The following is a 24,497-nucleotide window of genomic DNA, read 5'->3' as shown; positions in this document are numbered from 1 at the left end:
CTCCACGGCATCGCCGTAGGGGCCTTTTTTCATGCCCTTACGGAGGTGCCATTTGGCACGCAATCTTTTCGGCGGCACAGCCGACTCAGTAGCAGAAGACATAACCGGTGCCCGTGTCCCCAACGCGGTGGGGACCGTGTGGTCCGGCCCCTCGGCCGGCGCCTCCCAGCTCACCGACCTCACCGACATCAGCGGCGCCCCGCTCCTCCAGCTCCAGGCAGATGCCAGCGGGTTCGTCGCACCCTTCTACGGCCCCGACGGGTACGAGCGTCTGTGGGTCAACTTCGGCGGAGGCCGGGTTGCCCTGGTCTCCGTCACGGTCGGGGACCGCCTGAACTCCCACCTCTCGACTGCCGATGCTCACGGGGACAGGGCTTACACCGACTCCTCGGTGAGTGCGGCCGTGAGCACGCACAACGCGGCTACCAAGGCGCACGGCATCAACGGGGCTGTCGTCGGCACGACCGACACTCAGACCCTCACGAACAAGACCCTCAACGGCGGTGCTCTCAGCGGGACCTTCAGTGGGGCCCACACCCTCAGTGGGGCTGTTTCACTCACGGGTGGAGGGACCCTGACGGGAACCTTCAGCGGAGCCCACACCCTGAGTGGCGCCCTGTCGCTTACGGGTGGCGCGTCGTTCACCGTTGCCGCTCCCTCCAGTTCGGCAGCCACAAGCTCTACGGCCGCTTACCGGGCCGGTGTTGTGGGGGAGGGAAGCGACCGCATCCAGATCAAGGGTTCCGGCCTCATCGAGATAGGGGACGGCACCGGCTCCAGGGACACGAACATCTACCGAGGCGGGTCCAACGTCCTTGCGACGGACGACCAGTTCCGAGTACAGCGGGTCGCAACCACGGATGCTGCGTTTTCCTCCCAGCTTGCCGCGGACACCAACGCACGCTTCTACACCGCGACCGACGGCAAGCACTTCTGGGGAACCGGCACTGCGGCCCAGGACACCAACCTCTACCGCTCCGGGGTAGGCGCCCTTCAGACCGACGGCAACCTCGTTGTCGGCGGAGAACTGACTGTCGTAGGCCCGACGACGTGGACGTCATATGTGCCGGTCGTAACCAACGCCGGGTCGGCTACATGGAGCCACATCATCGGCTGGTACAAGAAGATCGGAAAGATCGTCCTCATCGAGGTCTATCTCTCGTGCCTTGCGGCAGGGTCGGGAACCACGAACGTCACTGTTTCCCTTCCGAGCACGCCTCTTCGAGACGGCGACGGAGCGGCCTCCACCCGGCAGATCCTCCCCGGATACGCAAGCGGCATGGTGGCCGGGACGAACACCACCGTTTCCGGCTCCTTCACTGCTGTATGCCTCGCAGGCGGTAGCGGCGCGGTCATCGACCAGCTTCGCGGCCCCACGGATATCCCCGTGCGAGGCGAAAACGTCGGCGCGTCCACCGTCATGACCTTCCAGGGCTGGTACAGGGAGGCGTGATGGACCTGACGAACATGTTCGAATACGCCGGTATGGCCTCTACCGCCATCGCTGCCCTGGTCCTGATCAAGGCGGCATGGCGGCTGAACACCGCGCAGGTCTGGAAAGAAGAGGCCGAAGCCCAGCGCACACGAGCTGACCGGCTCCTGGACGAGCTGTCAGACATCAAGGACCGACTGACCAGGATCGAGGACGAGAACAAGAGACTCGTCGAGCTACTGAAGGCCCTCGACCCTGAACGAATCAATTCCCTCCGCCTCTAACCCGCGGAGACGTCACGTGCAGCCCGGCCATGACCGGGCTTTTTTCATGCCCGGAGGTATGACATGGCTAGTCAGGCAGCAAAGGTCCTCTCGATCGTCAAGGACGAAGTCGGATACCGAGAGAGCTACGAAAATGGTCACTGGACCAATCATGAGAAGTACGCCGCGCAGGTGCCCGGGATGGTGTGGGTCAGCACTGGGGGCTACCCCTGGTGTGCCCTGTTCGTCTCGTGGGTCGCTCAGAAGGCCGGCCTCGCTGGCCTCTTCCCGCGCTCCGCGGCCTGCTCGTACGGAGTGGACTGGTTCAAGAACCGAGGCCGCTGGAACGAGTTCCCGGCCATCGGCGCTCAGGTTTTCTTCGGAAAGAACGGCGGCCAGCACACTGGCGTCGTAGTCGCCTACGACGCGACGACCGTGACTTGCGTTGAAGGCAACACAAACAACAGCAACTCGGCGGAAGGCAACGGGGTTTACCGGCTGGTCCACAAGCGCAAGGACGCTTGGGTCTACGGCTACGGCTACCCGAAGTTCACCGAGGGCATCACCACGGCCGACCCTTCCAAGAAGGACAAGGCCGGTTACCACTACGCCGCTTCGGCGTCGGCCCCCAAGTAAGGAGCCCACATGAATGAATTCGTTTCCCGGCACGGCGTGCGGCTCCTGGCCGTGGCCGCCGCCCTGGTCCCTGTCCTCACCGTGCTCTACCCCCAGACTCCTTGGGAAGCACTCGCCGGCCTGTTCGTCGCCCTTCTGGGCGCCGGTGAGGTCGCACAGCGACACGAGGACCTGAAGACTGCCGTCGCGCTCGACACCCCGCGCGACGAGCTGAAGGCGCTCCGCGCCACCAAGGACTGAGGTAGAGGGGTCTACCTCGGGTGATGAGAGACAGGACTGCCCCCAGCCTTCGGGCTGGGGGCTTTTCTGCGTTTCAGCCCTCTGGCCATTCCATCGCCTTCAGAGCTTCCACCGCCCGAGTTGTCTCTATGTGCGCCCCGCTGATGACTCTGAACTTCTCATCAGCTCCGGGCGTATCCGAGGTGAGCGCGAGCAACCGCGAGTGCAAGTCCGCCTCGTGAAGTTCCAGGCCCGCAAGGATCGCGTCCTTGTGCTTCCGCAGGAACCCATCCGAAGCGGACATGCGATTCAGTTTGATGCTCAGCTCTGCCAGCGACTCTTCCATGGTCAGTGTCAGCCGTTGGCCTTGTGGTACGCCTCGCGGATCGAGGCGGGGACGCGGCCCCGGTCGTTCACCTCCAGGCCGTTCTGCTTGGCCCACTCGCGGATAACCGCCGTGTCCTCGCCGGCGGGCTTGGGGGCGCCTCGTCGGGCGCCAGCAGCGGCCTTCGTGCTCTGCTTGCGGCCCGCTTCAACGAACGGGGCGAGAGCCTTACGCAGCTTGGCCGCATTCTTGTCGTTCAGGTCGATCTCGTATGACTTGCCGTCAATCGAGAATGCAAGCGTCTCGTCGGCGTCGCCGCCGGTCAGGTCGTCGGTAAGAAGTACAACAGTTCTCTGAGCCATGACTTAATTCTGCCTTCTGTATCCGCGGGAAGTGTATGGAATCACACAATTACAGGGCCCTGGGCGCCAATCACCCAGGGCCGATCTGTCAGAACCTCGTCAGGACTCCGTCGACGTACCCGAGCGGGACAGCGTCCGTGTGGGGGGCCAGCCCCTCGGGGTCATCGTGCCGATAGTGGTAGTACTGACCTCGCTCGTTCTCGGCTAGGACGAGGGGTTCAGCTCCGCACTCCCTGCACTTGAAGAACGAGAACTCCGCCATGCTGGCGGAAGGACTCACATCACTCGGGCTTATCAATGTCAGCGACAAAGCCTGCCTCCCAACTCTCTGCGCTGCTGGGATTCTGTCACTCCCCCGTCCGCTTGTACTCCTCGCATCGGCGCGTCCAGTAGCGCCGGGCGGCCTCGGTGTTGGCCTCCGCCGCCAGCTCCAGGAAGTTGGCCGGCACCTCGTACTCACCGGACTCCACCGCGGGCTCGTCCTTCGCCGGCTCGACCTCGGGGGTGTCGAGCGGAGACCAGTGGATCTGAGAGGTGAGCGAGGCCGTCAAGAGGACTTCCTCCGTGCCCAGAGCACAGATGTCGTACTTGCCTTCTCCGGTGTAGACGATCTCCGCCTTGCGCCACGTACCCGGCTCGGGGTGCTTCTTGCCAGCCTTGCCACCGAACCACAACACTCGCGTCTCGGCACGGTGCAGGCCCGGAAGGCTGCCGACGTTCCGCAGCTCCCCCTTGTAGTGGGAGACGGGGCCGTCCTCCTCCTGGGGCTCGTCCTCGACGACCGCGGCCTCGACCTCGTCCGGCTCCTGGTCCTCGTCGTCGTCCAGGGCCTCGCCCTTGTAGATCTCGGCGAGCTGCTTGAGCTGCTGCCCTATGCCGCCCGACAGAGGAGCATTGACGTTCCAGACGCGGGAAGCGAGCTTCACGTAGTCGGAGCCGCCCAGGACCGTCACGTCCGCGTCCAGGATTTCCAGGTCAAGAGCCTGCTTGGCCAGCTCCTCAGGAGTAATCGCATCCGGGTCATTGACTCGCACGTCGTACGCGTCGATCTCGTCGTCAAGGCCGACAAGCCCGTACTTCGCGCTGAGGACCATCACCCAGTCCCCGAGAGCGTCTGCCGCCTTGCGGCAAGCCTTGTGATAGCTCCCCACGTACATCTCACCGGCCGCAGCGCGGTCCGTGTCCAACTTCTTGCCCCCACAAGCCACCAGGATGAGGCGCTTCGGCTCAGAGGCCGGCGCCTCTTCCTCCTCCGGAGCCTGGTCCTCCTCGCCGGTCCCCAGGTATCCGTTGATGAGTCGCTGAAGGCTCTCGTGGGTCTCCCCGTAGGTGTCTACGAACTTCCTCGCGGACCTCTGAATGCTCGGGGTCGGGTGGCTGCGGCCCCAGTACCGGGCCCGCTCCATGAGCCACGCGAGAGTTTCCGGCCTGACTCGGCCACTGATCCCAGTGCCCCAGTTCAGACCCGCTATGTCTGCCTTCATGGCGCCACTGGCACTCAGGTTCTTGATCTCGTCCTGGTACATCCCCGCCAGGCTCTTAGGCGCCTTGATCTGGGTGCGGGTCTCTCGCGGGTCATCGGGCCGGTAGTCCAGCTCGTGAGCCTTCAGGAACGACTGCCCGGCCCGCTGGTTGTTGCCATTGCTGCTGTTCAGCCACTCACGAGCGATGTCCAGCGCGACGCCGAGTGCATCGTTCGACAGCTCGATGTCACTGGTGACCAGGAACGACTTACCGGCGTACTCCAGCCGCTCCACCTCCCTGCGGCACGTCGTCCTCAGATCCCACCCTGCACTGGTCGTCGGTGCCATCTCCTTCGCCACGTACCGGCGAAGCTGTCCGGGCACGGTAACCATGGGCATCTCGTTTTCCTCCTGTTTTCGGGCATCAAAAAGGCCGCCTACGTCGTAGGCGGCCGAGCAACAGATATGGGGGGTTAGTCAATCCAGACTTCAGTCTCACTGACGACGCGGATGCGGCTCGCGTCGCCTCCCGCAGCCCTGAGGGCTGCCTGCCACACCTCGGGATGGACACGCAGCACTGTGACCGGCCCACTCGCTGGCTGATCCTTCGTACGGGTGAGAGCAGCCCGCCGGACCTTGCGGTCCCTGCGGGCCTGCTTCTCCTCCTGGTCCAGCCGAGCCCACTCCACCGCCGCACGCTGGGCGGCGGTGGAACTGAAGTCCTTCAGGCTCGGTTCCTTGTGCATGAGATCCCTCAGAGGAGATGGGCGAGCGGGTTAGCGGGCACGACCGGCGCCGCCGGGCGGGCAGTCACGGCCTTGACCCTCTTCACCTTCTTCGGCTTCTTCACCTTCTTCGGCTTCGGAGCCGGGGAGGTAATCACTCGCAGGTGGGGGCGCTTTTCAACCGTTTCCGTCAGCGTAACGCTGGGGGTCTCCTCCTGCGGGGCAGGCGCGGCCTCCTCGACCTTGGCCGGCTCCTCGGCCTTGAGCAGCCGGTACATGATCGGCTTGGCTCCTCGACCCGGCTGGTTCAGCTTGTAGACCTCGACAGTGTCCATGTCCTCAACCGCTTCCTTGATGGCTGCGGCACTGCCACGGGTTCCAAGGGCCCGGAGGAGAGTCGTGCTGGACGCCTCCCCGCCGTAGCGGGAGAGGACGTCCGTGATCAGCTCTTCCATCGTCTTCATCGGCTTGACCTCCCCCTGAAGAGCAGCGTCTTTGACCAACTTCTCCACACTGGTCATGGAGTACTCGACAAAGGCCCACGCCGCCTCGATCGCCCCTCGGCTGATCTCGGTGCTTCTCTCCGTGGCCGCCAGGACGGCGGCGATCCGGTGAACCTGCTCCGCGGCACGCTCCATGTAGGCCGCCAGCAGTTCGGGCATCTCGGCCATGCGGTCCTCGATGACGGCCCTCAGCTCATCGAATCGCTCACCGGCCTCGCTGCTGAACGAAATAACTCGCTCGTCGGTGATGGCCCAAACGTAGGCGTCCTTCAACGCCTTCCCGTCGGCGAACTTCGGGGTGTGCCGGTAGGAGAGCATCTTGGACCGCTCGACCAGGACCGGAAGCAGGCGGTTGAAGCTACCGCCCAGGGCGTCACTCGCGGATACGTACTTGGCCCACTCACCAGGGGTGATGTGCCCGTGAAAACCGACCAGCGGGCGAATTACGGTGGTGGTGCCTTCCTTCTTCGTGGAGTTGCTGATCGTCTTGCCGTCCCACGCCGTACGGAACAGCGTCGAGAACTTGGAGCATCGCTTCTGCGTTCGCAGGACGGAGGCCCACTCCTCCTCCACGACCATGGCCCGCCCGTCGACACCGCCCTCAGTGCCTCGCGTGTCCAGCTCCAGCTGAGACAGCTGGTCGACGAGCGCGGGGCCCGACCCGATACCGCTCTTGGTCCGCCCCTCCAGGTATCCGCCAATTGCCTTGTGGAGTACCTGCCGTGCGGTTCCGAGCGCGTAGCCCTTGCGGCCGATGGCCGAGCGGCCGGCGAGCACGGTCCACACGACGACCGGCCGCTTGTTCTCCAGGACCACCCGCCGACTGATCGCGGAGGAGTACAGCGAGAGGGAAGCGGCCCACACACCGATGGGGTCGGCCTCACTGGTCGGCATAGCGGCCTCTACCGCGTCGCCGAGCGGGCCGTACTTCATCTGGTCGAACGTAATCATTGTGCTGTTCCTTTTCTCGGTTTCAGGCTGCGGCGGTGTCGGGGGTGGACTTCAGAAGGTCGGCGAAGTAGCCGCGGAAACGCTCACCGTGCTCGTCGCACATGTCGTACTCGTCGCCCATGATGTTGATCAGACCGGCGGCCTCCTTCTCGACGCCCTTCTTCGCGCAGGCGTCGCACGTGCGGATTCGGATCTCTCGACGTGCCATGACGGGCTCCTTCTCTCGTATGACGATCTCTTGCGGGGGGATTTCTTCGTAGAACTCGCGGACGCTTTCCGGAATCTCCGGGAAGGTGTACGTGACCTTCGGTAGTGGACGGCGCATACCGGCGTATCGGTTGACGGGTGCAGTAAAGGCCCGCCGCTCGATGCGACGGGCCTCCTTCTCGCCCTCCTTCTCGTGGTAGATGTACCGGTATCCGTTCCAGATGGCCCCTGTCGGCTTCTTTTTCGCCGCTCGCCGGACCGCAGCGGCTTTCGCGGCCTTCTTGGTTCCGTACGCCTCGGTCAGCTTCGCCTTGACGTTCCGCGTGTGAGCGGCTTCGAGCTGGGCTTCGGTCTGGACTCGCCCTTCCATCTCAGTGCGGACGGTGTAGGAGACTCCCCACACCGCGAGAGTCGTCTCACGGAAGTTGCTGGGCATGAATGAATTACCTCCCCTGATAGTTCCAGCGCCCATGGAAAAAGCCGGACCCGATCGGGTCCGGCCTCGCCATCAGCTATGGAGCTACGTCAGTTGCGGCGGTCGCCCTTGTAGATGTCGCCCTCTACGTACGTGACCTTCGAGCCGTCAGGCGCCTGCATGGCGAACCAGTACCGGGCCTTGGACCACAGGAATCCCCAGCCGGCCTCGTCCAAGGCGTCGGAGAAGTCGTCTCCGTCTCCGCCCGCGTAGAAGCCGTCAGCGGCTATCGAGTCGTGCTTGTAGGGGTTCCGCTCCGCGGAGAGAATGCGGACCACGTCGCCCGCACTCTTGGCCTCCTTCAGCTCCGCGAGCTGTCCACGGACGGTGATCCAGAAGGGGTCAGTGCTCATGATTCGTTTCTCTCTCTCGTTTAGCCGTAGACAATTTCGCCGAGCGTGACCATCTGCATGACCTCGTCGGCCGTGGCCGCGTCGAAGTCCGCGTTCTCGGGGTCCTTCAGGAACTCGCGGCACTCCAGCTCCACGGAATCGGTCGCGTACTTCACGTCACCTTCCGCGAGTCGTCCCATGGCTCCGAGAATCATGGAGTGCGTCACCATGACGTTTCTCCAGTCGCTGTCGCCGTCGAGGACGGGGACCATTACGTGCCAGCCGTGCGGCGCGTCCTCCCGCCGGTCCCAGTCGGGCCGGACCGGCCCCCACCACGAATGAATGTCGAAGGACGATCCAAATATGTGGTCGTAGGTGTCCTGCTGCGTTGGCGTCATGTCCGCCAGAAAATTCTTTATTGCACTCACTTGTTCGCTCCGTACTTCTGACGCTCCCGGTTGGACATGACGGCGGGGCTGATCCACTGGAAGAAGCCGAAGCCGCCGAGCGTCTGCGAGAGGCGGGCGTGAAGCGGCGCCTTGTTGGCGAGGCCGTGATAGACGGCCATGTCGAACTGCATGACCGGGGGGTCGTAGTCGAAGGGCTCCGAGGACACACCCCCGTACTCGCCTTCGAGGGGCTTGCCCTCGTGGTCCAGGAGCGCCAGCTCGTACCGGTCATCGCCCGGCGTCCAATGGACGACGGCCACGATATTCATCAGGTTCTCGGGGATCATCCCCACGGCCATGTGCGTGTGCTTCACAGTCCCTTTGCCTTCTCGTATGCCTCGATGACCTTTCGCGGGATACGGCCCCGCGTGCCGACGAAGAACCCGTTCTCAGGGCCCCACTTGCGCATGTCGCGCATGAGTTCTTTGTGCTGTCGCCATTTCTCGGCAGCGGCACGGCTCTCAGCGGCTCTACGCTCGTCTTCTGCGCGTTTCTCGCGCTCTCGCGCCTCGCGCTTCAACTCCTCCGCTCTACGTTCCTTGTAGAGGGATATGAGCTGAGGGAAGAATTCCCGCTTCTGCCAGTCCTCGTGGCCCTCGGTCATTCCGAGCCACGGTTGCCGAAGGCACCAGGCGGCCACGTCTTCCGGGTCGTAGTCGAGATCCACGACGACCGGGCGAACCGGCGGAGGAGCTACGTCACTCATTTCGTGAACGGTGACAGCACCCTTGAGCTTCTTCTTTTTCTTCTTTCCCTTTCCCATACGTCTCCTCTCCAGCGGCCATGGGAAAGGCCCGAACACTGAACCTGTTCGGGCCTCTCGGCAAAGCGGCTAGCGAGCGATCAGGCGGGCTCTCACGTGCTTCTGCCACTGCGGGCGAAGGTGCGCCATAACCATTTGGCGCGCGGGCTCATCTCGCCAGACGCGCCGATCTCCCCAGACCCAGAGCATGAGGTCGCCAGCCTCGCGAGACACGGTCACCGTTGCGTTGTCGGCATCGCGGAAGGTGACCCACAGTTCGTGCCACTCGTCGCTCCGCTCGTTCAGCCACACCGTGTCGGCCTTGGACCGGGTATAGGCCGCCGTGGCGTCCGCGAACAGGTGGGCCACATCGGGCGTTATCTGAAATTCCATTACTTGCTCTCCTCCAGGATCTTGCGGGCTTCGGCCGCAAAGTCGATGAACGTGTCTCGGGCGTCGTACGCGTAGTCCTCGTCCATCTCGTCGTAGTCGCCCATTTCCCAGTCCTCACATGCCTGATCTCCGGGAATCGGGTCATAGGTCTCCAAGTTCTCTCGGAACGCCTCCTCCCGGTTCTCCTTCCAGTGCTTGTGTGCCTTGACCAGCTTTTCCAGGAACTTTCGATCAGCTTCAGCAGCGGCCAGCTTGCGCTTGACGTGCTTGGGGAACTTGCGGGACATCAGGCCTCAACCTTCTTGAGCTTGTGGAATTCCTTCACCTGAGCCCACCGACTACCTCTGACTTCGGGGGTCCAGCAGACGTGATAGACCGGATCGACAGAGGCGAAGAAGTCCTCTTCGACCGCCATCACTTTTCCGATCCGTCCGCGCCGTCTCGGGTGCGTGACGCGGTCGCCAATCTCGAACTTGTGGGACATGGCTTTCCTCTCTGTCGGTCGTCCGTGGCGAACGGCCGGGATTCCCGGCCGCCACCAAACAGGGACCGATAGAGGTCAGGCCGCGATCAGGTCGGCATTGAGTTCGAGGTAGAGGTCGTGGTGCGGGTCGTCGTCTTCGAAGTCGGAATGGGCGTGGCCTTCGAGGAAGGCGTTCGCGAGTTCGCTCAAGCCCACAGCGCGGAGGAGTTCGACCAGGGCGTCAGTCTCGGGGCACGTGAAGTGCCCGGCGGCCTCGACCGCAACGCAGCGGCCCCATTCGTCGTCCAGGTTTCCGGCGGCAGCGATGATCCGGCCGAGGTCGAAAAACCTCATGGCATGTGCGTCTACGGTGTTAGGCATCAGCTTGTGCATGAGTCGGCGAATGAAAGTGCGCATGGTGAACCCTTCTGCGTTTGGGCATGAAAAAGGCCCGGAGAGTGGCCGGGCCGCGAAGTGGGAGGGGGGGAGCTGCTAGTAGTCGCTGCTCAGGACGTAGATCGTCGATCCGGAGTCGCTGCGGACCTGGATCGTGTGGACCGCGCCCCCGTTGATGTCGCTGTGTGCCATGTCTTCCGCGATGGCGCCCAAGTGACTGTCCTTGATGTCCTGGGGGATGTCCTTCCGCTCTTCGAGCCGTTCGTAGTGCCACTCCGAGACGGCGCGGACTTCCGACCACTCGTCCGACGTGTGGAGGAGAGCGTCATCGATCAGGTCCGGGATCTTGTCCGGCTCGTGACCGGTACCTAGGAAGTAGGCCACCACCGCGGAGGGGTGCTCGCGCAGGAGGCCAGCGATCTCGGCAACGCGCTCGATGGACTCGTACTCCGAGAGGCTGACGCCTCCGAAGCCCTCGTAATCGTGGATCGCCCATTCCTCCGCCGCGTCCCCGTACTTCAGGAAGAGCGGGGACTTCTCCAGCATCGCGGCCACCTCTTCGTGGATCGCGTCGGCGTCCTGGTCCGCATCGATCCACTCGCCATGGAGGGTGCCTGCGACGTAGTCAGCCAGGCTCGCAACGTAAATGCTCGGCACGTTCAGACCTCTTCTATCTTCCGAACCCGCATGGTGTGGAACGGGTCCCTCAGTTCCCAGTCCCCGTGCTCGTCGCAGTACGACGTGGACAGCCACCTGCGGTGCCCGTATCGCTCCATGTCGATCCAGCGGGTTGCGGGCGCCTCGCACCACAAGGAGTGGCAGCCGACCCGGTCATCCGGCAGTGTCTTGGTCTGCGAGACGCTGCCCGCGGTGCTTCCCTTCCCCATCAGAGTCCCCTCTCGCCCTTCCACTCGTTCACGTCCACCGCGTAGTTCTCCTCGATGACGTCCTCGATGGTCGCGGTCATCTCGGACGCGAGGATGGTCATGGTCGCGTTGACCATGAGTGCGAGGATTTCCTCCTGCTCGTCATCGATCTCGAATTCGTCGAGGATCATGCCCATGGCCGCATCCACGGCCTCGGACACGTAGTGCTCGGTGTAGGTCCGCACTTCGCTCATCTCGTCACCACTCCCACTTGCGTGCGTCGTCGGGGTTGATCCAGCCCTTACGGCCGGACACGTCTTTGATCTCGATCAGGCCGTGCGCGGTGTACCGCACGACCCGCACCGGCTCCCGGCACAGGGAGCTGCGGTCGTAGATGATCTGGTGCCGCCTGAACGTCTTCTCGCTCACTTCTTCTCCCTAACGGACGCGCTTGGACTGGTTCTTGTAGGTGCGCCAGATCTCGGCTTCGACCACCGGTCCGCGACCGGTGAAGTTGTAGTCGAAGGCCGTGCGGAAGACGTAGTCACGGAGGATCTTCAGCGTCTCCGTACGCGACTCCGTCGCGGTCTCACGGGAACGCAGGTTCCGCCAGACGATCGTGTAAGGCTGTGTCGGGGGCTTGCCGAACTGGACGTTGCCAACGGCGTCAATGCGAACGGTCACAAAAGATTCCTTCCGAGGACGTACGGGCAGGGAGCTGCACCTCGACGCCGGCCGAGGTGCCTCGCCCAATCCAGACGTGCTCAGCGCAGGTACTTGCGCTTGTAGAGGTTCAGCTCGACGAACACGGGTGGGAGCCCGTACGAAGCCGCGTAGGTGACCGCTGCCGCGTATGCGTCGAAGCGCCGGTGCCAGGCCGGGCCGATGTGAGCGATGTACATGCGTTCTCCTCAGACCAGCTCGGGGATGACGTGGTTGGCTTCAAGGCAGTCGAGGAGGACACGCGCCATGTACTCGTGCGTGTGAGGCATCCCGCTGCGCAGGTCGGTGCCCGCGTAGAACGGCTCGTCGTCGCGAAGCACGCGGTAGTACCAGTCACCGTCGTACGACTCGCCCACGCCCCCACCACCGGCCTTCGCGATCTCGACTTTCAGGCCGGGACGGTCCTCGGGCTCGTAGACGAACTCCGCCTCGTAGTCCCACCGCAGGTGACATGCGCCGTGGTATCCACACCCGGAGCCGTCGCAGTAGCCCGTGAAGCAGTGCTGCGTTTCCGCGGGGTTGCACTCGTCGTTCTCGCAGCCGTCGCACTTGAACGGCTCGTCGTCCAGCGGACCGATGTCCGAGACGCCGCAGCAGTCGCAGTTTCGGTATCCGTGCGGCACGTCCCGGCCGCTGATGACCTGCGCGGCGGCGCGCTTGAACGCCTGCTGCTGGTGCCAGGACATGTCGGAGTAGGGCAGGGTCATGATGTTGAGCCTTTCGCGTATCCTGAGACGCGAAAGGCCCGGATACCTCTTATATCCGGGCCTTTCACTTACCTACCTACGGGACTTACTTGGGCATGAAGAAGCGGAGTGGTTCGGGCCTGCCGAACAGGCCGCTCTCCGTCTGCCACTCCCACCACGCACGCTCATCCCGCTCCAACAGGATGTCGCTGATCATCTGCGTGGTGAACTTGTGCCAGTCCGCCTCACCCTTGGCCATGTGCACGTAGTCCGCGCACAGTTGGGCCGTGGTCCTCTTGCGGAGGTGCTGAGACAGCAGTTCCGCGTTTATGCGTTGGGGCATGTCGCCCTTTCACTACACCGGCTTCGCACGACGCTTACCGGATTCCGCCAAGCCCCGAAGGACATGACGGGACCCTGAGAGAGTCAGCGGCTGAACAGGTAGTAGTTCTTGGCCGGGATCAGTCCGCCGCCCATGGCGACGGTGCCGCGCACCATGGGTTGGGTCCGGCGGGTGAGTTCAGCCTCAGCACCCCAGCGGGCAAAGTCCTCGTCGGTGTTGCTCTCACGGAATGCCGCGTATGCCTTGCGGTCGTTGATGACCACGGTTTCCTCCCGGGTGTGGTGTGTCAGTGGTTGTTGGCGAGCCAGTCACAGGCGGGCTGGAAACCCTGGTCGCAGTCGTCCTGCTTGGAGTCCGCGAAACCGTCGTTGAACGACGAGACGGGGGGCGCGTGAGCGGGCTCGGGTGTGAAGCTCGCGGCGCCCATCAGGGCCGCGACGGTTACGACAGCGGCCACCAGGCCGCGACGGATACGCGGGTTGCGCATGGTTCTCCCTGAGATCAGTGATAGCACAGAATCCCCGAACTCAACTTTTCGGGTATGGGTGTGCGTCAGTACAGATTGCCCATGCGGTCGACCGCGACCGCCTGAAAGGCGCCCGTGATGACGTTGCGGCACAGGTAGTGCCGCTTCCCGTGGGCGTCCCTCATGGCGGTGCGGAGCTGCCACACACGACCGTCGTCCATGCCCCGCACGTGGCACATGCGGCGCAGGTTGTTGAACATGTCTCGCTCGAAACGCATGGACACTCCCGAGTTGGTTTTGGGCAGGGCACTGCTCACGCAATGGTGAAAGCGCACGAATGAATTCATTCGTGCGCCAACATCACTGAGTGCTCAGACCAGGTCGAGCGGGATGGACGTCACGGTGCTGTTCCCGAAGCCCCACTTGGGGTCCGGGTACCGGGACCCGTAGCCGCTCATCACGGGCTCGGGCTTGGCCACGATGGGCAGAGTCCTGACCTGAGGCCGGCGTCGTCCGGCCGTGAACACGAAGTTCCAGCCCTTGCGGAAGTCCTGGCGGTTGAGACGGAAGTGCTCCAGGAGCACAGCGAGCGCCTTACGGCGCATGTGGGGGCGAACGTTGGCGAGGGAGCGGGTGCAGATCTGCATTGGTACCTCCTCAGGTACTGGAATCCCCGAACTCAACTTTTGAGGCAGGGTTAAGCTGACACGTACTTCTTCAGGCGGTCCGGGACCTCAGCCACGAAGTGGTTGCCGTGGACCCGACGCCCCTTCGGCTCTTCCTCACGCTTCTTCCTCTTGGGCTTGCCGCTCATGACCCGCTTGACGTCCACCGGAGCCTTCACCTGCCGAGTGCCGGGCGTCTGCGGGCGCAGGTTGGACACGGGGAGCTGGGCACGCTGGCGCTCGTTGTGGCCGAACACGTCCCCCGCGTCGGCCTGGTCCACTCCTGCCACCATGAGGTTAGCCAGGCCGCTTACCGGGCCGAGCCGCTTCGGAGCCCCCAGGGGGCGCAGGCCGCTCACCTTCTGACGCATGGCGGACTTGTGGTCCGCCTCCAGGGCACGCCTGCGCATCTCATCCGTGATGCCCTTCGGATTGGACTTGAAGCGGGCACGCTTCGCCTCACGCTCCGCCTGGATCTCGCGCTGTTCCGCGTAGTGCGCCTGGCGCTGTTTACGGGTCATGTGGGCAACGTCCATGTGCCACCTCCGAGTTGAGAATTAATTCGTGTTGCACGGACAAAGGGCAATGCGCATGTCAGACATGCACAAAGCCCACGGCCCGTGCGGACCGTGGGTTAGGTGTTTCGTGTCTGGTCAACAGTCCAGACGCCGCTTACGCGGTTGCCAGTGTCTCCCCGCTCGCGCTCCCGCTTGCCCTCCTATGGCAAGCCTCACTGCGCATTAGTCCTCGCATCACGTTGTCTAGGTTTACAACCCGAAGGCCGTCGTCCCTCACGTGATGGCCCCAATGGGGGCCGGGTGCCAATACTGGCGTTGATTTAGCGTGCGCTGTCGTGTCATCCCCGCTCCGCCGTATTAGGTACGGGCGCTTAGGTACGTGCCGGGTACACCCGGGCTTCTCTGCACACGTCGGGCAGCGGCACCACCTTGCATGGCTTGCAAGGGGAAGCCTCCCCGGTGCTACGCACCGGATACGCCCTTTCTCACAGGTTGGGCCCGTGCCCGCTCGCCACCACCTACCAGGACCGCACCGCGTTCGGTTTAAGCGCACTCGATTGGTCTTACCCAACCTGCCCCCTCACGGATGAGGTGAGTTCCCACGGGATGTGGGAAGGGGTGACGCGCCCCGCGTCTGTTTGAATCCTGGCGGTTTGGTGGCCAACAAGTCGACACCCGCACCGCTATACATGTGGCACCTGCGCCGCTCTCACCGGCGCACCCACGGCGAGCCGTGGAGCCAGGGCATACGCCCGTTCTCAATGTCACGTGGCCTGTGGCGCTTCATCGCTTGCGCTCCCCGCCGGGCACTCCCGCTGCGCCCCCCGTGTTGCGGGGCGTTGCGGTGACAGACAGAACATTGGGGGATCCCCGAACTCAACACCAACTTTTGAATTCCTGACGGTGCGTCGGGCATTTGAATTCATTCAGACAAAGGGGCACAGAAGAGCCAAGCTCAATTCCGGCATTATTGGATAAAGGCAGGGATATGCCTGTGAGGGGCGTCACATTTAGTGGCCCCTGAATATGCGCCCATAGTGGACACGTCTAGACCAATTTCAAGAGAGGTCTAAACCAATTTAGCTAGGTAGTTAGCCTAACTAGTTATTGACCCGTTATTAAAAAGGGCCTTTTGTAATCGTTCTGTGCACCCAACCGTGATGAATTCGTTACCGAATTCACTCACTTATGCAGCCAAGACATCGGGTCAATTCAGACATTGATCCACCGTCAGTTTGCTATTCGCATTAGCAGGTCTATACCATTTGCTATTTGCGATTCGCATAAGCGTGGGTGCGAACGCGTTTGCTATTCATTTGTGCATCGTTTGCTATTTCCCCTGTCACTACCCGGCCACATAACGTGAGCCTGAATGAATGAATACACAGGGTGATAGCTATTTACGGGGAGTCATCTGAATTCACGGGGAATTTAGTTAACTCGACGTAATGTCACGCATACGGGGGTAATACTTTTATACATTCAGAAAGGACCCACCGGGGGTGCTGTCCTTCGATCGTGTACGAGTATGAAACAATCGCCCCTTCGGGCAATTTATTCATTCCCTGACACGACCACTGGCCTGCCGAGACCGACCAAAGGTCATCCTAGCATGGATCAAGGCCCTATACCTGTGACTTGAGTCTCAGTCTTGGGGGGTTTGGTCACAGATCGTCCCGTTTGACACCGACGTCTAAGTGTAGGCGGTTGGGTTTATACCCTCCCAACCGCACTCACAGGAGGGGTTGGCCCCCTCCCCCGCAGGAGGGGGCCGGCTGCTACTTGCTGACCTCGATCACGTAGGCCCTTGCGAACCAGGCTCCTACGTCTGCACTGTGAAGGTGGCCTGAGATGGCCCTATCTCCCTCTACTGCCATGACTGAATGAATGTGAACCTGGCCATTAGTGATCTCACCGGTACCAGACATCTCCGCGGGGAGAGCGTAGTTAGTGACGATGTCCTTGGAGGCATCGTCTTTCGGCATGGTAGAGACGGTAAAGGCGTCCACTGCTCCGATGAGTGAAACAATTGCCCCGTTTTGAATGCCCAGGGCTTTCACCTGCTCTGTAATTCCTGCGATCAGCTCATCATTCTTGACTTCGATGACATGCACTACATCTGCTCCTGGATCAGTAGAGGGCTCAGATCACGCAAAAGCTCAGCAGAGCACCAACGAGCCCCGGCATCTCGGGGATTTCGGGCCTCTGCTGCCAGTCTCGAAGCCATGAAGGGTGCCTCGGCCGGCATCGAGAAGGGATCGGCCACCACCAAGGCGGCCTGGGCGAAGTCCAGGCCACATGTACGTGCCAGGACAGCCGTCTTGTAGAGGCCCAGGGCCTCTGAGTCGTGTCTCAGGGAGCGAGCTACTCGGATTGCTTCGTCCTGCCCAGGCATCTTGGCGAGGATGCCTGCGGAGTTGACCCTGAGGACGGCGTCGGAGCCGTCTTCCATCCAGCCGCGGAGGCGTAGGACCGTGGGACGGTCCACCAGGGCCGCAATCACCAGATCAGTGCCGTGGGTTGTCTGTACGGTCGTCAGAGGGCCGGCGTCGGCCCCGGCCAGACTCGACACCAGCTCGGTGGCGGCTTTGCCGTGCGTTGCCGCCAGTGCAGTCAGGCTCATGAAGGCTCTGCGGTTCACCCTCGTGAGGGTAGCCTCGGCCTCTAACACCGTGCTAGGTACACCGAATACCGATGCCAGGTGGGCCAGCCAGTAGCGCCCAGGGACGACTTTGCCGCGCTCCCAGCGTTTCACCATGTCTCTGGCGGCTGGGGCATCTTCGCGCCCTGCCGCAGTGTTGAGAGCTTCCCCTAACCCGAGTTGAGACAGTCCTTTGGACAGCCTCAGGTCCCGGATCAGGTCCCCGATCGCCATGCGGCGATTATGCCCCCTCAGATGCCCCTCCCAAGCTGGTTGCGCTCAGGTAGACACAGAGGGTGAGCAAACCTCAGGGGAGATTCGTTGTGACGAGTGTGAGCGCAGAGCAAGACGTCGACGGCACCCCCCTCGACGTCGAGACGATCACTGCGACCGTCGAACTGACCTGGGAGATGAGGCTCGACACATCGACGCGCGTCGAGATCGACCAGAAGACTGCCCTCCTGATCGGGCACTTGAACCTGCTCGCCGAGGAGTGCCGGACTCTCGACAGGGAGAAGTACCCGCGGACTTGGCTGCTGCTGAAGTCAGTGGACAGGCACCTCGCGGGGGCCTCTCGGGCGGCTCGGTACGTCCTTGTGCACGACGCCTACCACTACATGCGGGACGCGGCCATTTTCACCAGCGCCCTCCTCAGCATGTACCGGCTCGCCGCGGAGAAGCAGTAGGCCATAGCCTGAATCAGGGAACCCCCCACACTGAACCTGTGGGGGGCTCTCTGCATTTCCGGCCTAGATGGAGAGCTGGAAGGTTCCGGCCTGGGAGGTCTCCGCGGCCGGTATCTCGGCACGCTTGATGACCTTCAGGTAGCGGCGGGCCGTACGGGGGGCCCGGCCGAGTGCCTTGCCGAGAGTCTCGGGGGTCACGTCCTTGCCGGCCTCTTCAAGGCTCTCGATGGCCGCATTCACCTCTTCCTCGGTCAGCCCAGGGCGACCGGGCTTGCCCTTCCGACGCGGCCCCTTGGCCGAATCGTCGTCGGCCTCGAACTCGTCGTCGGCCACATCCTCTACCTCGACCTCCGACGCGGTCGATTCAGGAGCGGCGGCCATGTGAAGCATGTGGAACGCGACTATCGGCGGGATGGCCGAAACGGCGCCGACCAGAATCCACGACGTTCCCATGTAGTCGGCCCTGATCCAGTGGGACACGTCCTGAGCAGTCAGGGCCAGGGCGAGAGCGGCCACGGCCCCTACTTGGGCCGACTTCCGGTTCGGCAGGCTCAGGCGCTTGGCCACGTCCGCTATGACGGCGGAGCAGGCCGCATAGACGGACACGCAGACCGGCATCCCCCAGGCCACATTGAGGGTGAACAGGCCGAACATGCTCACGGACTCCCACCCGGCCACTTCGGCGAGGTGGATCTCGCCGGGGATGGACATCAGGAGCGCGGTCAGAAGGACCACGGGGCGGCCGTATCTGAAGACGACCTTCGCGTACGGCGGCAGGTCGACACTGACAGTGGACATAACTCTCCCTTGGTTGGGGGTCAGGGTTTTTGTCACGCGGCTGCGATGAACGAGGCCGCGCGGTTCATCTCGGCCTGGCAGTTTCGGCAGACGCCGCCAGAGTGGCCGAGGGGGAATATGGCCTCGCAGACCTCGCAGTGAGCCCGCTCGACGGGAGCTGCTGCCTGCTGAGAGATAGCGGCCCGCACCGGCGTGAAGTGGGTCAGCCGGTGAGAGATCAGGGCAGGGACGGAATCGATCCGCTCAGGCAGGGCCGCGGTGAGGCACTGGAGGATCTCCTCACTGCGGTAGTCCTCACGGAGCCACGGCACCACCTTGGGGGCCAGGCGCTCGATCTCCTGGTCCGTGAGGCGCAGGCTCCGGTTCCCGCTCAGCCGCATCAGGATGCGGCGGGCCTCCTTGGCCATCTCGCGGTTGATCTTGCGGACGAGGTTCTTCTCCCCCTCCCCCTGCTTCTCGTCGCCCTCAGGAGCGAGCGGAGCCGCTTCCTGTCGCTGGACGGGGATGGAGGGGGTAGTGATGTCTTTCTTGCTCTTCGTCTTACTCCCTATGGGAGAGCCGCCGACGGGCTGACCAGTCGGGGAACCGACCGTCGGGAACGTGTCAGTCGGAGATTCAGGGGTGTCCGTGACAGAGGTGACGGTGACCCACTTGCCCGAGCTGGGATCCTGGAGTTTGGCGCGCTTGACGTAGCCAGCGGCTACCAGCTCGTTCATGGCCTTGGAGACAGTGCGCCGGCCATTGGAGACCTTGGCGCACACTGAATCGACCGTCGCACCAGCGCGGTCAGGGAGGGAAAGCAGGTACGTCAGCAGGCCCACGGCCTCAAGAGAGAGGCCCGCGTACCGGGCTGCCACGTTAGGTATCTGGACATAGCCAGAGGTCAACTTGCTACGATGAACGCGCATCGAAGATTGGTCCTTCGGTGTACTCGACCCCCAAGAGGTTGCCGCCTCGCGGGGGTCTAAATTTTTGGCCCCCCAGTTGAGTTCGGGGGGTTGAGTTCGGTGGAACCTAGCACGGCCCCTCAGGGGCCGGTCAAGTCTTGATCCACACGTCGTACCCGGAGCCGGGGACGAGTCGAGCGTCGCGGCGCTTCGCGCGTTGTTCGAAACCTCCAGACGCGCTCGGCCATGATCGATACCGTTAGCCCATGGATGTTGGGGAGGGCAGAACGGTCGGAGGCCGCCGCATGGCACGGCCTTCCCAGGAGCCTGACTCAGCTGCCAAGTACCTGCTGAACACCTTGGCCAACATCGCTGCATGGCGGGCATCGGAGGCTTCCCGGCGCCCGGCCAAGGACTGCGCGGCCGAGGTGGCGGTGCGCCTCACTCCCGCGGAGCTGGAGCACGTACTTCGGCTGCTGGCTGACGAGGCCGGCCCCCGGTCGGAGGCCATACTCCGGGCCGTGAGCAACGACGAGGAAGAGCGCCTGGGGGACGTTTCCACAGGTGAGTGGGTACCTCACAAGGCTAGTGATGTACTCTCTGAGCCACATTCGTCGCACCCGTCCTGATGGGACTCGACCCGAATCTCGCGATCATGATGTCCGGTGTCGCGACGGTCATCTTCCTGCTCTCCACCCGCGGCCGGGTGCCCAGCTACCTGGGCTGTTCGCTCTCCTTCGTGGGCGTCGCCGCCGTGATCCGCGCGCAGGGCGGCACCAGCGCCACGGTGACCGGCGCGTGCTTCGTCGTCGGCGTCGCGCTGTTCCTGGTGGGCCTGGCCGTCCAGCGGTTCGGGGCGAGGATCATCCACGCCGCGATGCCGCCGATCGTGACCGGCGCGGTCGTCATGCTGATCGGCTTCAACCTGGCGCCGGTGACCGCCTCCACCTACTGGCCGCAGGACCAGTGGACGGCCCTGCTCACCATGCTGGTGACCGGCGCGGCCGTGGTGTGCCTGCGAGGCTTCTGGTCACGCATCGCGATCTTCCTGGGGCTGCTCTTCGGTTACGCCGTCTCCTGGGCCTTCGACCGGATCTTCGGGCGGATCCACGCGGCGGACGCGAGCGGCAAGGTCACCGACCACTGGCGCCTGGACCTCTCCGGGGTCGAGCAGGCCGACTGGATCGGACTGCCGTCGTTCCACGGGCCCTCCTTCCAGTGGTCCGCGATCCTCGTCGCCCTGCCGGTGGTCATCGCGCTGGTCGCGGAGAACGCGGGGCACGTCAAGGCCGTCGGAGAGATGACCGGAGACCCGCTGGACGACAAGCTGGGCACCGCGATCTCCGCGGACGGCGCCGCCTCCATGCTCTCCACCGCGGTCGGCGGCCCGCCCAACACCACGTACTCCGAGAACATCGGCGTGATGGCCGCGACCCGGGTCTACTCCACCGCCGCCTACTGGGCCGCCGCCGGCTTCGCCCTGCTCTTCGGACTGTGCCCCAAGTTCGGCGCGGTGGTCGCGGCGATCCCGGGCGGTGTCCTCGGCGGCATCACCGTCATCCTCTACGGCATGATCGGCCTGCTCGGTGCCCAGATCTGGCTCAACGCCCGGGTGGACCTGCGCAATCCGCTGAACCTGGTGCCCGCCGCCGCGGGCATCATCATCGGCATCGGCGGCGTCACCCTGAAGTTCACGGACAACTTCTCGCTGAACGGCATCGCGCTGGGCACCATCGTCGTGATCACCGGCTACCACGCCCTGAGGGCGATGGCCCCGGCCCACCTCCGCCAGGAGCCGCTGCTCGACTCGGGGACCTCGGCGTACGACGGGCCCGGGGATCAGCCCGCCAGCTCATAGGCGTACTCGGCCGAGAAGGTTCCCGGTTCGCCCCGGCAGCCGTCCGACTCCCCCGGCGGCTTCACCCACAGATAGGCGTCGATCCCGGCCTCCCCGGTGCTCAGGGTCGGCGCCGGACCGATCCTGCGGCCCGGCGGATCGCACCACGCTCCGCCGGGGGCGGCGCCGTTGCCGTTGCGGCTGGTGTCGATGACGGCACCGAGGCCCGAGGGCCCGCCCAACGCGGCGAGGACGTGCCGCGCGTAGGCGATCTCGTCGTCCGTCCGGTTGAAGTTGGAGACGTTGGTGAAGACACCGTCGGAGGAGACGGCGGAGGCGGCGCCCGCCCGCCGCAGCAGCGCGGCCTGCGCGGCCGCCGGGTTCCAGTCGGAGTTGCCCGCGTCGTAGTAGACCCGGGCCCTGGGGTCCGCCGCCTTCAGGACGCGTCCCGCGCGGGCCAGGGAGGCGAGGCGGCCCGCCCGCTCCGGCCCGGTGAGGCAGTCGGACTGGGCGATCGAGTCGGGCTCCAGGACGACGACGGCCTCGCGGGAGCCGAGCCCCGCCGCGAAGCCGTCGATCCAGCCGTCGTACGCGGCGAGGTCGGGCGCCCCGCCCTCCGAGGCCCCGCCGCAGTCGCGCCGCGGGACGGCGTACGGCACGAGGACCGGCACCCCGCCCCGCTCGGCGGCGGCCGAGGTCACGGCCTCGACCCGCGCGGTGATCGTGGACGGTGAGAAGTCCGCGAACCACACCGCGGCCGGGCGGTCGGCGATCCGGGACGCGATGACCGCGCGCCGGGGGTCACCGGGGTGGCCGTCGACCCATGCGCGCACCTGGGAATCGGGGTGGCGGTAGAGGAGGGCGGGCCCCGTCGCGGCCCGTGGCCCGCCCTTGCCGGGCGAGGGATCGGCGGCCGGTTCCCGGGAGGCCGAGCGCGAAGGGGACGGCGTGGCCGAACCGCCCGCCGCCGTCCGCGCACCGGACGGCAAGGGGGCGGACGAGCGGGTCACCGGCGCTCGGGCCTCCGGCGACGGGCTCCCGTCGCCGAGCGCGGACACGGTCCCCGTCACGGTGCCGGCCACGACCACGACCGAGGCGACGGCGACCATGACACCGCGTCCCACGGATCTGCCGCGCTCCGCCCCGCGCTCGACGAGCCGTCGGACACGCAAGCCTGACACGTACGGTTCCCCCGCTCCGGCCCCGTCCGCGTTCCCCCGTTCTGGGGAAGCCGTCGGCCCGGCGGCACGCGGGCCACCCTAGGACTGGGACGCTGCCCCCATGGCGCAGTCGGCACAGTTCACCACTCCCGTTGACACGGTCGTCGCCCGTATGCGCGCCCTGGACGCGACCCTCCCCGAGCGTGACGGACTCGCGGTCTTCAACCGCGTCTACCTCACGGTCACCGAGGAGTTCGACCGTCGTCTGGACGCCGGGGTGTTCCCCGACCGACGGGCCGCGCGGACACTGGACGTGCGGTTCGCGGAGCGCTATCTGGCGGTGGCCGAGGAGGGCCGGGCGCCCGCCTGCTGGCGGCCGCTGCTGCGCTTCCGCCGCCATCCGGGAGTACGCCCCCTGCAGTTCGCGCTCGCGGGCATCAACGCGCACATCGGGCACGATCTCGCGCTCGCCGTGGTGGACAGCTGTCGTACGCTCGACTGCGAACCGGCCGACCTGGAGGACGAGTTCGACCGTGTGGGCGATCTCCTCGTCTCGCTGGAGGAACGCATCCGCGAAGAGCTGATGCCGGGCCCCGACCTGCTCCAGATCGCCGATCCGCTCACCCATCTGCTCGGCTCCTGGAGCCTGGAGCGGGCCCGCGAGGCGACCTGGGCGGCGGCGCGGGCCCTGTGGGCGCTGCGCGGGATCCCCGACCTGGCCGAGGAGTTCGGCGACCGTCTCGACGCGGCGGTGGGCCTGGTCGGCCGGATGCTGCTCACTCCCCTGCGGGCCTGATCCGGCCACGCGCCGCGGTCCTCGCCGGAACGACCGGACGCTCACTGTACGTTGACACCTCGGCACACCCCGATGCGAAGGAGTACAGCTGTATGACGACGCGACTCGGCCTCACCCTCCCGCAGATGAAGCAGTACGACCTCGGACGGGACGTGCCCGCCGTGGCACGCGCCGCGGAGGCGATCGGGTTCGACAGTCTGTGGGTCTTCGAGCGGGCCCTGTTCCCGGACCCCCCGACCCAAGGGCTGTACGGCGTCGAGGGACTGGCCTGGCCGGACTCCTACCGGGCTGTCGCCGACCCGCTGGTGACCCTGACCCTCGCGGCCGCGGTGACCGAGCGCGCCGAGCTCGGCACCAGCGTCCTGGTCGCTCCGCTGCACACCCCCTTCCAGCTGGCCAAGTCCCTCGCCTCCCTCGACGCGGCCAGCGGCGGCCGGGTCGTGGCGGGCCTCGGCACGGGCTGGTCGCTCGACGAGTACGCGGCGGCCTCCGCGCGGCCCTTCGCGGAGCGCGGCGACGCCCTGGACGAGGTGATCGAGGTGTGCCGCGCGGTGTGGGGCCCCGACCCGGTGGTCTACGACGGCACCCTCACCAAGATCGCCTCGGCCGTCGTCGGCCCCAAGCCGGCCCGGCCGATCCCGATCCTGCTCGCCGCCGACACGGGCAAGGCGCGCCGCAGGCTCGTCGACCACGCGGACGGCTGGATGCCGATCGGCATGGGTGTCGACCGACTGGCATCGCAGTGGCGTCAGTTGCAGGACCTGGCCGCCGAGCGCGGGCGTACCCGGCCGCTGCGGACCGTGCTGCGCACGAACCCGCGTTACACGCCCAAGCCGTACACGGGCGACGACCGCCAGGCCTTCCAGGGCGACGTCGGGCAGATCGTGGCGGACCTGGTCGCCCACGCCGGGATCGGCCTCGACGAGATCTTCCTCGATCTCCAGAGCGCGATGCGGGACGCCGAGGAACTGAAGGACGTGGCGGCCGAGGTGTACGAGGCGGGGGGGGGGGGGGGGGGGGGGGGGGGGGGGGGGGGGGGGGGCGCCGCGCCGGGCGCGCCCCCGGCGGCCCCGGCGCGCGGGCGCCGGG

At 65.0% G+C, this 24,497-nt stretch carries 38 protein-coding genes and 1 pseudogene; 8 read left to right on the top strand and 31 right to left on the bottom strand.

Going from position 1 to position 24,497, the window contains the following annotated elements; genetic code table 11:
• Positions 1–52 precede the first annotated feature (52 nt).
• The 4 genes from ACFYW9_RS19250 (at position 53) to ACFYW9_RS19235 (ending at position 2,571) form a co-directional block, all read left to right on the top strand.
• Positions 53–1,453: a hypothetical protein gene (locus ACFYW9_RS19250; protein WP_389151437.1), complete on the top strand. Its 1,401-nt coding sequence runs from the start codon at positions 53–55 to the stop codon at positions 1,451–1,453.
• A complete protein-coding gene (locus tag ACFYW9_RS19245; RefSeq protein ID WP_389151434.1) occupies positions 1,453–1,716 on the top strand; it encodes a hypothetical protein in 264 nt (87 codons plus the stop codon). The genes ACFYW9_RS19250 and ACFYW9_RS19245 overlap by 1 nt, the downstream gene beginning before the upstream one ends.
• Before the next feature lie 63 nt (positions 1,717–1,779).
• Positions 1,780–2,331 carry a hypothetical protein gene (locus tag ACFYW9_RS19240; protein WP_389151431.1) on the top strand — a complete coding sequence of 184 codons (552 nt, stop codon included), beginning with the start codon at positions 1,780–1,782 and terminating at the stop codon, positions 2,329–2,331.
• Positions 2,332–2,340: 9 nt separating this feature from the next.
• Entirely contained in the window at positions 2,341–2,571 is a 231-nt protein-coding gene (locus ACFYW9_RS19235) for a hypothetical protein (protein WP_389151428.1), read from the top strand.
• Between the two features lie 73 nt (positions 2,572–2,644).
• Here the strand turns inward: ACFYW9_RS19235 and ACFYW9_RS19230 are convergent, their stop codons facing one another.
• The 28 genes from ACFYW9_RS19230 to ACFYW9_RS19095 all read right to left on the bottom strand — a co-directional run bounded on the left by ACFYW9_RS19230 (position 2,645) and on the right by ACFYW9_RS19095 (position 17,478).
• Entirely contained in the window at positions 2,645–2,896 is a 252-nt protein-coding gene (locus ACFYW9_RS19230; RefSeq protein ID WP_389151425.1) for a hypothetical protein, read from the bottom strand.
• 8 nt (positions 2,897–2,904) lie between these two features.
• A complete protein-coding gene (locus ACFYW9_RS19225) occupies positions 2,905–3,237 on the bottom strand; it encodes an Lsr2 family protein (RefSeq protein ID WP_389151422.1) in 333 nt (110 codons plus the stop codon).
• A 347-nt stretch (positions 3,238–3,584) separates the two neighbouring features.
• Positions 3,585–5,099: a DUF6884 domain-containing protein gene (locus ACFYW9_RS19220; RefSeq protein WP_389151419.1), complete on the bottom strand. Its 1,515-nt coding sequence runs from the start codon at positions 5,097–5,099 to the stop codon at positions 3,585–3,587.
• A 355-nt stretch (positions 5,100–5,454) separates the two neighbouring features.
• Positions 5,455–6,879, bottom strand: coding sequence for a DUF3987 domain-containing protein (locus ACFYW9_RS19215; RefSeq protein ID WP_389151416.1), 1,425 nt, complete (start codon positions 6,877–6,879; stop codon positions 5,455–5,457).
• Positions 6,880–6,901: 22 nt separating this feature from the next.
• Positions 6,902–7,522 carry a hypothetical protein gene (locus ACFYW9_RS19210; protein WP_389151413.1) on the bottom strand — a complete coding sequence of 207 codons (621 nt, stop codon included), beginning with the start codon at positions 7,520–7,522 and terminating at the stop codon, positions 6,902–6,904.
• Between the two features lie 89 nt (positions 7,523–7,611).
• On the bottom strand, positions 7,612–7,914 hold the full coding sequence (locus ACFYW9_RS19205) for a hypothetical protein (protein ID WP_389151410.1): 303 nt from the start codon (positions 7,912–7,914) through the stop codon (positions 7,612–7,614).
• Between the two features lie 20 nt (positions 7,915–7,934).
• Positions 7,935–8,291 (bottom strand): hypothetical protein, encoded by a 357-nt coding sequence (locus tag ACFYW9_RS19200; protein ID WP_389151407.1) that lies wholly within the window; start codon positions 8,289–8,291, stop codon positions 7,935–7,937.
• Positions 8,292–8,317: 26 nt separating this feature from the next.
• Positions 8,318–8,656, bottom strand: a complete 339-nt coding sequence (locus ACFYW9_RS19195; RefSeq protein WP_389151404.1) for a hypothetical protein — start codon at positions 8,654–8,656, stop codon at positions 8,318–8,320.
• Entirely contained in the window at positions 8,653–9,105 is a 453-nt protein-coding gene (locus ACFYW9_RS19190; RefSeq protein ID WP_389151401.1) for a histone-like nucleoid-structuring protein Lsr2, read from the bottom strand. Before ACFYW9_RS19190 ends, ACFYW9_RS19195 begins: the two co-directional genes overlap by 4 nt.
• A gap of 69 nt (positions 9,106–9,174) precedes the next feature.
• Positions 9,175–9,477, bottom strand: coding sequence for a hypothetical protein (locus tag ACFYW9_RS19185; RefSeq protein WP_389151398.1), 303 nt, complete (start codon positions 9,475–9,477; stop codon positions 9,175–9,177).
• Positions 9,477–9,764, bottom strand: a complete 288-nt coding sequence (locus ACFYW9_RS19180) for a hypothetical protein (RefSeq protein WP_389151396.1) — start codon at positions 9,762–9,764, stop codon at positions 9,477–9,479. The genes ACFYW9_RS19185 and ACFYW9_RS19180 overlap by 1 nt, the downstream gene beginning before the upstream one ends.
• Positions 9,764–9,961 (bottom strand): hypothetical protein, encoded by a 198-nt coding sequence (locus tag ACFYW9_RS19175; RefSeq protein ID WP_389151394.1) that lies wholly within the window; start codon positions 9,959–9,961, stop codon positions 9,764–9,766. The genes ACFYW9_RS19180 and ACFYW9_RS19175 overlap by 1 nt, the downstream gene beginning before the upstream one ends.
• Positions 9,962–10,036: 75 nt before the next feature.
• Entirely contained in the window at positions 10,037–10,357 is a 321-nt protein-coding gene (locus ACFYW9_RS19170) for a hypothetical protein (protein WP_389151391.1), read from the bottom strand.
• A gap of 75 nt (positions 10,358–10,432) precedes the next feature.
• Positions 10,433–10,993 (bottom strand): antirestriction protein ArdA, encoded by a 561-nt coding sequence (locus ACFYW9_RS19165; protein WP_389151388.1) that lies wholly within the window; start codon positions 10,991–10,993, stop codon positions 10,433–10,435.
• Positions 10,994–10,995: 2 nt separating this feature from the next.
• The gene (locus ACFYW9_RS19160) at positions 10,996–11,223 is read right to left on the bottom strand and encodes a hypothetical protein (RefSeq protein WP_389151385.1); all 228 of its coding nucleotides are present in this window, start codon (positions 11,221–11,223) and stop codon (positions 10,996–10,998) included.
• Positions 11,223–11,456 carry a hypothetical protein gene (locus ACFYW9_RS19155; RefSeq protein WP_389151382.1) on the bottom strand — a complete coding sequence of 78 codons (234 nt, stop codon included), beginning with the start codon at positions 11,454–11,456 and terminating at the stop codon, positions 11,223–11,225. Before ACFYW9_RS19155 ends, ACFYW9_RS19160 begins: the two co-directional genes overlap by 1 nt.
• A gap of 4 nt (positions 11,457–11,460) precedes the next feature.
• Positions 11,461–11,631, bottom strand: a complete 171-nt coding sequence (locus tag ACFYW9_RS19150) for a hypothetical protein (RefSeq protein ID WP_389151379.1) — start codon at positions 11,629–11,631, stop codon at positions 11,461–11,463.
• Positions 11,632–11,640: 9 nt separating this feature from the next.
• Positions 11,641–11,886 (bottom strand): hypothetical protein, encoded by a 246-nt coding sequence (locus tag ACFYW9_RS19145; protein ID WP_389151376.1) that lies wholly within the window; start codon positions 11,884–11,886, stop codon positions 11,641–11,643.
• 80 nt (positions 11,887–11,966) lie between these two features.
• Positions 11,967–12,104: a hypothetical protein gene (locus tag ACFYW9_RS19140; protein WP_389151373.1), complete on the bottom strand. Its 138-nt coding sequence runs from the start codon at positions 12,102–12,104 to the stop codon at positions 11,967–11,969.
• A 9-nt stretch (positions 12,105–12,113) separates the two neighbouring features.
• Positions 12,114–12,632, bottom strand: a complete 519-nt coding sequence (locus tag ACFYW9_RS19135; protein ID WP_389151370.1) for a hypothetical protein — start codon at positions 12,630–12,632, stop codon at positions 12,114–12,116.
• An 85-nt stretch (positions 12,633–12,717) separates the two neighbouring features.
• Positions 12,718–12,954 (bottom strand): hypothetical protein, encoded by a 237-nt coding sequence (locus ACFYW9_RS19130; RefSeq protein ID WP_389151367.1) that lies wholly within the window; start codon positions 12,952–12,954, stop codon positions 12,718–12,720.
• A gap of 83 nt (positions 12,955–13,037) precedes the next feature.
• The gene (locus ACFYW9_RS19125; RefSeq protein ID WP_389151364.1) at positions 13,038–13,217 is read right to left on the bottom strand and encodes a hypothetical protein; all 180 of its coding nucleotides are present in this window, start codon (positions 13,215–13,217) and stop codon (positions 13,038–13,040) included.
• A gap of 23 nt (positions 13,218–13,240) precedes the next feature.
• On the bottom strand, positions 13,241–13,441 hold the full coding sequence (locus tag ACFYW9_RS19120; protein ID WP_389151361.1) for a hypothetical protein: 201 nt from the start codon (positions 13,439–13,441) through the stop codon (positions 13,241–13,243).
• A gap of 65 nt (positions 13,442–13,506) precedes the next feature.
• Positions 13,507–13,698 (bottom strand): hypothetical protein, encoded by a 192-nt coding sequence (locus ACFYW9_RS19115; RefSeq protein WP_389151358.1) that lies wholly within the window; start codon positions 13,696–13,698, stop codon positions 13,507–13,509.
• A gap of 93 nt (positions 13,699–13,791) precedes the next feature.
• Entirely contained in the window at positions 13,792–14,067 is a 276-nt protein-coding gene (locus ACFYW9_RS19110) for a hypothetical protein (RefSeq protein ID WP_389151355.1), read from the bottom strand.
• 50 nt (positions 14,068–14,117) lie between these two features.
• On the bottom strand, positions 14,118–14,606 hold the full coding sequence (locus ACFYW9_RS19105) for a hypothetical protein (RefSeq protein ID WP_389151352.1): 489 nt from the start codon (positions 14,604–14,606) through the stop codon (positions 14,118–14,120).
• 1,775 nt (positions 14,607–16,381) lie between these two features.
• Positions 16,382–16,717 (bottom strand): PCC domain-containing protein, encoded by a 336-nt coding sequence (locus ACFYW9_RS19100; protein WP_389151349.1) that lies wholly within the window; start codon positions 16,715–16,717, stop codon positions 16,382–16,384.
• Positions 16,717–17,478: a helix-turn-helix domain-containing protein gene (locus ACFYW9_RS19095; protein WP_389151346.1), complete on the bottom strand. Its 762-nt coding sequence runs from the start codon at positions 17,476–17,478 to the stop codon at positions 16,717–16,719. Before ACFYW9_RS19095 ends, ACFYW9_RS19100 begins: the two co-directional genes overlap by 1 nt.
• Positions 17,479–17,540: 62 nt before the next feature.
• Between ACFYW9_RS19095 and ACFYW9_RS19090 the strand changes: the two genes are divergently transcribed.
• Positions 17,541–17,930, top strand: coding sequence for a hypothetical protein (locus ACFYW9_RS19090; RefSeq protein WP_389151343.1), 390 nt, complete (start codon positions 17,541–17,543; stop codon positions 17,928–17,930).
• Positions 17,931–17,993: 63 nt separating this feature from the next.
• On the opposite strand, the gene ACFYW9_RS19085 is transcribed toward ACFYW9_RS19090, so the two are convergent.
• Together ACFYW9_RS19085 and ACFYW9_RS19080 are read right to left on the bottom strand one after the other, a co-directional pair.
• Positions 17,994–18,728 carry a hypothetical protein gene (locus tag ACFYW9_RS19085; RefSeq protein WP_389151340.1) on the bottom strand — a complete coding sequence of 245 codons (735 nt, stop codon included), beginning with the start codon at positions 18,726–18,728 and terminating at the stop codon, positions 17,994–17,996.
• A 32-nt stretch (positions 18,729–18,760) separates the two neighbouring features.
• A complete protein-coding gene (locus ACFYW9_RS19080; RefSeq protein WP_389151337.1) occupies positions 18,761–19,615 on the bottom strand; it encodes a helix-turn-helix domain-containing protein in 855 nt (284 codons plus the stop codon).
• Positions 19,616–20,219: 604 nt separating this feature from the next.
• Between ACFYW9_RS19080 and ACFYW9_RS19075 the strand changes: the two are divergent.
• A pseudogene (locus ACFYW9_RS19075) lies at positions 20,220–21,473 on the top strand (uracil-xanthine permease family protein); the annotation flags it as partial.
• Here ACFYW9_RS19075 and ACFYW9_RS19070 read toward each other — a convergent pair.
• Positions 21,455–22,561: a glycoside hydrolase family 6 protein gene (locus ACFYW9_RS19070; protein ID WP_389151713.1), complete on the bottom strand. Its 1,107-nt coding sequence runs from the start codon at positions 22,559–22,561 to the stop codon at positions 21,455–21,457. The pseudogene ACFYW9_RS19075 and the gene ACFYW9_RS19070 overlap by 19 nt on opposite strands.
• Positions 22,562–22,733: 172 nt before the next feature.
• Here ACFYW9_RS19070 and ACFYW9_RS19065 point away from each other — a divergent pair, with 172 nt between their 5' ends.
• Positions 22,734–23,408, top strand: coding sequence for a DUF5995 family protein (locus ACFYW9_RS19065; protein ID WP_389151334.1), 675 nt, complete (start codon positions 22,734–22,736; stop codon positions 23,406–23,408).
• 92 nt (positions 23,409–23,500) lie between these two features.
• Positions 23,501–24,497 (top strand): LLM class F420-dependent oxidoreductase (locus ACFYW9_RS19060; protein WP_389151331.1); only part of this gene is annotated, 997 nt, incomplete at its 3' end.

This window comes from Streptomyces sp. NPDC002698 (assembly GCF_042888945.1).
GTDB lineage: Bacteria > Actinomycetota > Actinomycetes > Streptomycetales > Streptomycetaceae > Streptomyces.
This window is presented reverse-complemented; position numbering and strand designations above follow the sequence as displayed.

Bases quoted from the DNA above. Each gene is read 5' to 3' on its own strand.
- ACFYW9_RS19245 (WP_389151434.1), top strand. From the start codon at position 1,453: ATGGACCTGACGAACATGTTCGAATACGCCGGTATGGCCTCTACCGCC.
- ACFYW9_RS19240 (WP_389151431.1), top strand. From the start codon at position 1,780: ATGGCTAGTCAGGCAGCAAAGGTCCTCTCGATCGTCAAGGACGAAGTC.
- ACFYW9_RS19235 (WP_389151428.1), top strand. From the start codon at position 2,341: ATGAATGAATTCGTTTCCCGGCACGGCGTGCGGCTCCTGGCCGTGGCC.
- ACFYW9_RS19230 (WP_389151425.1), bottom strand. From the start codon at position 2,896: ATGGAAGAGTCGCTGGCAGAGCTGAGCATCAAACTGAATCGCATGTCC.
- ACFYW9_RS19225 (WP_389151422.1), bottom strand. From the start codon at position 3,237: ATGGCTCAGAGAACTGTTGTACTTCTTACCGACGACCTGACCGGCGGC.
- ACFYW9_RS19220 (WP_389151419.1), bottom strand. From the start codon at position 5,099: ATGCCCATGGTTACCGTGCCCGGACAGCTTCGCCGGTACGTGGCGAAG.
- ACFYW9_RS19215 (WP_389151416.1), bottom strand. From the start codon at position 6,879: ATGATTACGTTCGACCAGATGAAGTACGGCCCGCTCGGCGACGCGGTA.
- ACFYW9_RS19210 (WP_389151413.1), bottom strand. From the start codon at position 7,522: ATGCCCAGCAACTTCCGTGAGACGACTCTCGCGGTGTGGGGAGTCTCC.
- ACFYW9_RS19205 (WP_389151410.1), bottom strand. From the start codon at position 7,914: ATGAGCACTGACCCCTTCTGGATCACCGTCCGTGGACAGCTCGCGGAG.
- ACFYW9_RS19200 (WP_389151407.1), bottom strand. From the start codon at position 8,291: ATGACGCCAACGCAGCAGGACACCTACGACCACATATTTGGATCGTCC.
- ACFYW9_RS19190 (WP_389151401.1), bottom strand. From the start codon at position 9,105: ATGGGAAAGGGAAAGAAGAAAAAGAAGAAGCTCAAGGGTGCTGTCACC.
- ACFYW9_RS19185 (WP_389151398.1), bottom strand. From the start codon at position 9,477: ATGGAATTTCAGATAACGCCCGATGTGGCCCACCTGTTCGCGGACGCC.
- ACFYW9_RS19180 (WP_389151396.1), bottom strand. From the start codon at position 9,764: ATGTCCCGCAAGTTCCCCAAGCACGTCAAGCGCAAGCTGGCCGCTGCT.
- ACFYW9_RS19175 (WP_389151394.1), bottom strand. From the start codon at position 9,961: ATGTCCCACAAGTTCGAGATTGGCGACCGCGTCACGCACCCGAGACGG.
- ACFYW9_RS19170 (WP_389151391.1), bottom strand. From the start codon at position 10,357: ATGCGCACTTTCATTCGCCGACTCATGCACAAGCTGATGCCTAACACC.
- ACFYW9_RS19160 (WP_389151385.1), bottom strand. From the start codon at position 11,223: ATGGGGAAGGGAAGCACCGCGGGCAGCGTCTCGCAGACCAAGACACTG.
- ACFYW9_RS19155 (WP_389151382.1), bottom strand. From the start codon at position 11,456: ATGAGCGAAGTGCGGACCTACACCGAGCACTACGTGTCCGAGGCCGTG.
- ACFYW9_RS19140 (WP_389151373.1), bottom strand. From the start codon at position 12,104: ATGTACATCGCTCACATCGGCCCGGCCTGGCACCGGCGCTTCGACGCA.
- ACFYW9_RS19135 (WP_389151370.1), bottom strand. From the start codon at position 12,632: ATGACCCTGCCCTACTCCGACATGTCCTGGCACCAGCAGCAGGCGTTC.
- ACFYW9_RS19130 (WP_389151367.1), bottom strand. From the start codon at position 12,954: ATGCCCCAACGCATAAACGCGGAACTGCTGTCTCAGCACCTCCGCAAG.
- ACFYW9_RS19120 (WP_389151361.1), bottom strand. From the start codon at position 13,441: ATGCGCAACCCGCGTATCCGTCGCGGCCTGGTGGCCGCTGTCGTAACC.
- ACFYW9_RS19115 (WP_389151358.1), bottom strand. From the start codon at position 13,698: ATGCGTTTCGAGCGAGACATGTTCAACAACCTGCGCCGCATGTGCCAC.
- ACFYW9_RS19110 (WP_389151355.1), bottom strand. From the start codon at position 14,067: ATGCAGATCTGCACCCGCTCCCTCGCCAACGTTCGCCCCCACATGCGC.
- ACFYW9_RS19105 (WP_389151352.1), bottom strand. From the start codon at position 14,606: ATGACCCGTAAACAGCGCCAGGCGCACTACGCGGAACAGCGCGAGATC.
- ACFYW9_RS19095 (WP_389151346.1), bottom strand. From the start codon at position 17,478: ATGGCGATCGGGGACCTGATCCGGGACCTGAGGCTGTCCAAAGGACTG.
- ACFYW9_RS19085 (WP_389151340.1), bottom strand. From the start codon at position 18,728: ATGTCCACTGTCAGTGTCGACCTGCCGCCGTACGCGAAGGTCGTCTTC.
- ACFYW9_RS19070 (WP_389151713.1), bottom strand. From the start codon at position 22,561: ATGGTCGCCGTCGCCTCGGTCGTGGTCGTGGCCGGCACCGTGACGGGG.
- ACFYW9_RS19065 (WP_389151334.1), top strand. From the start codon at position 22,734: ATGGCGCAGTCGGCACAGTTCACCACTCCCGTTGACACGGTCGTCGCC.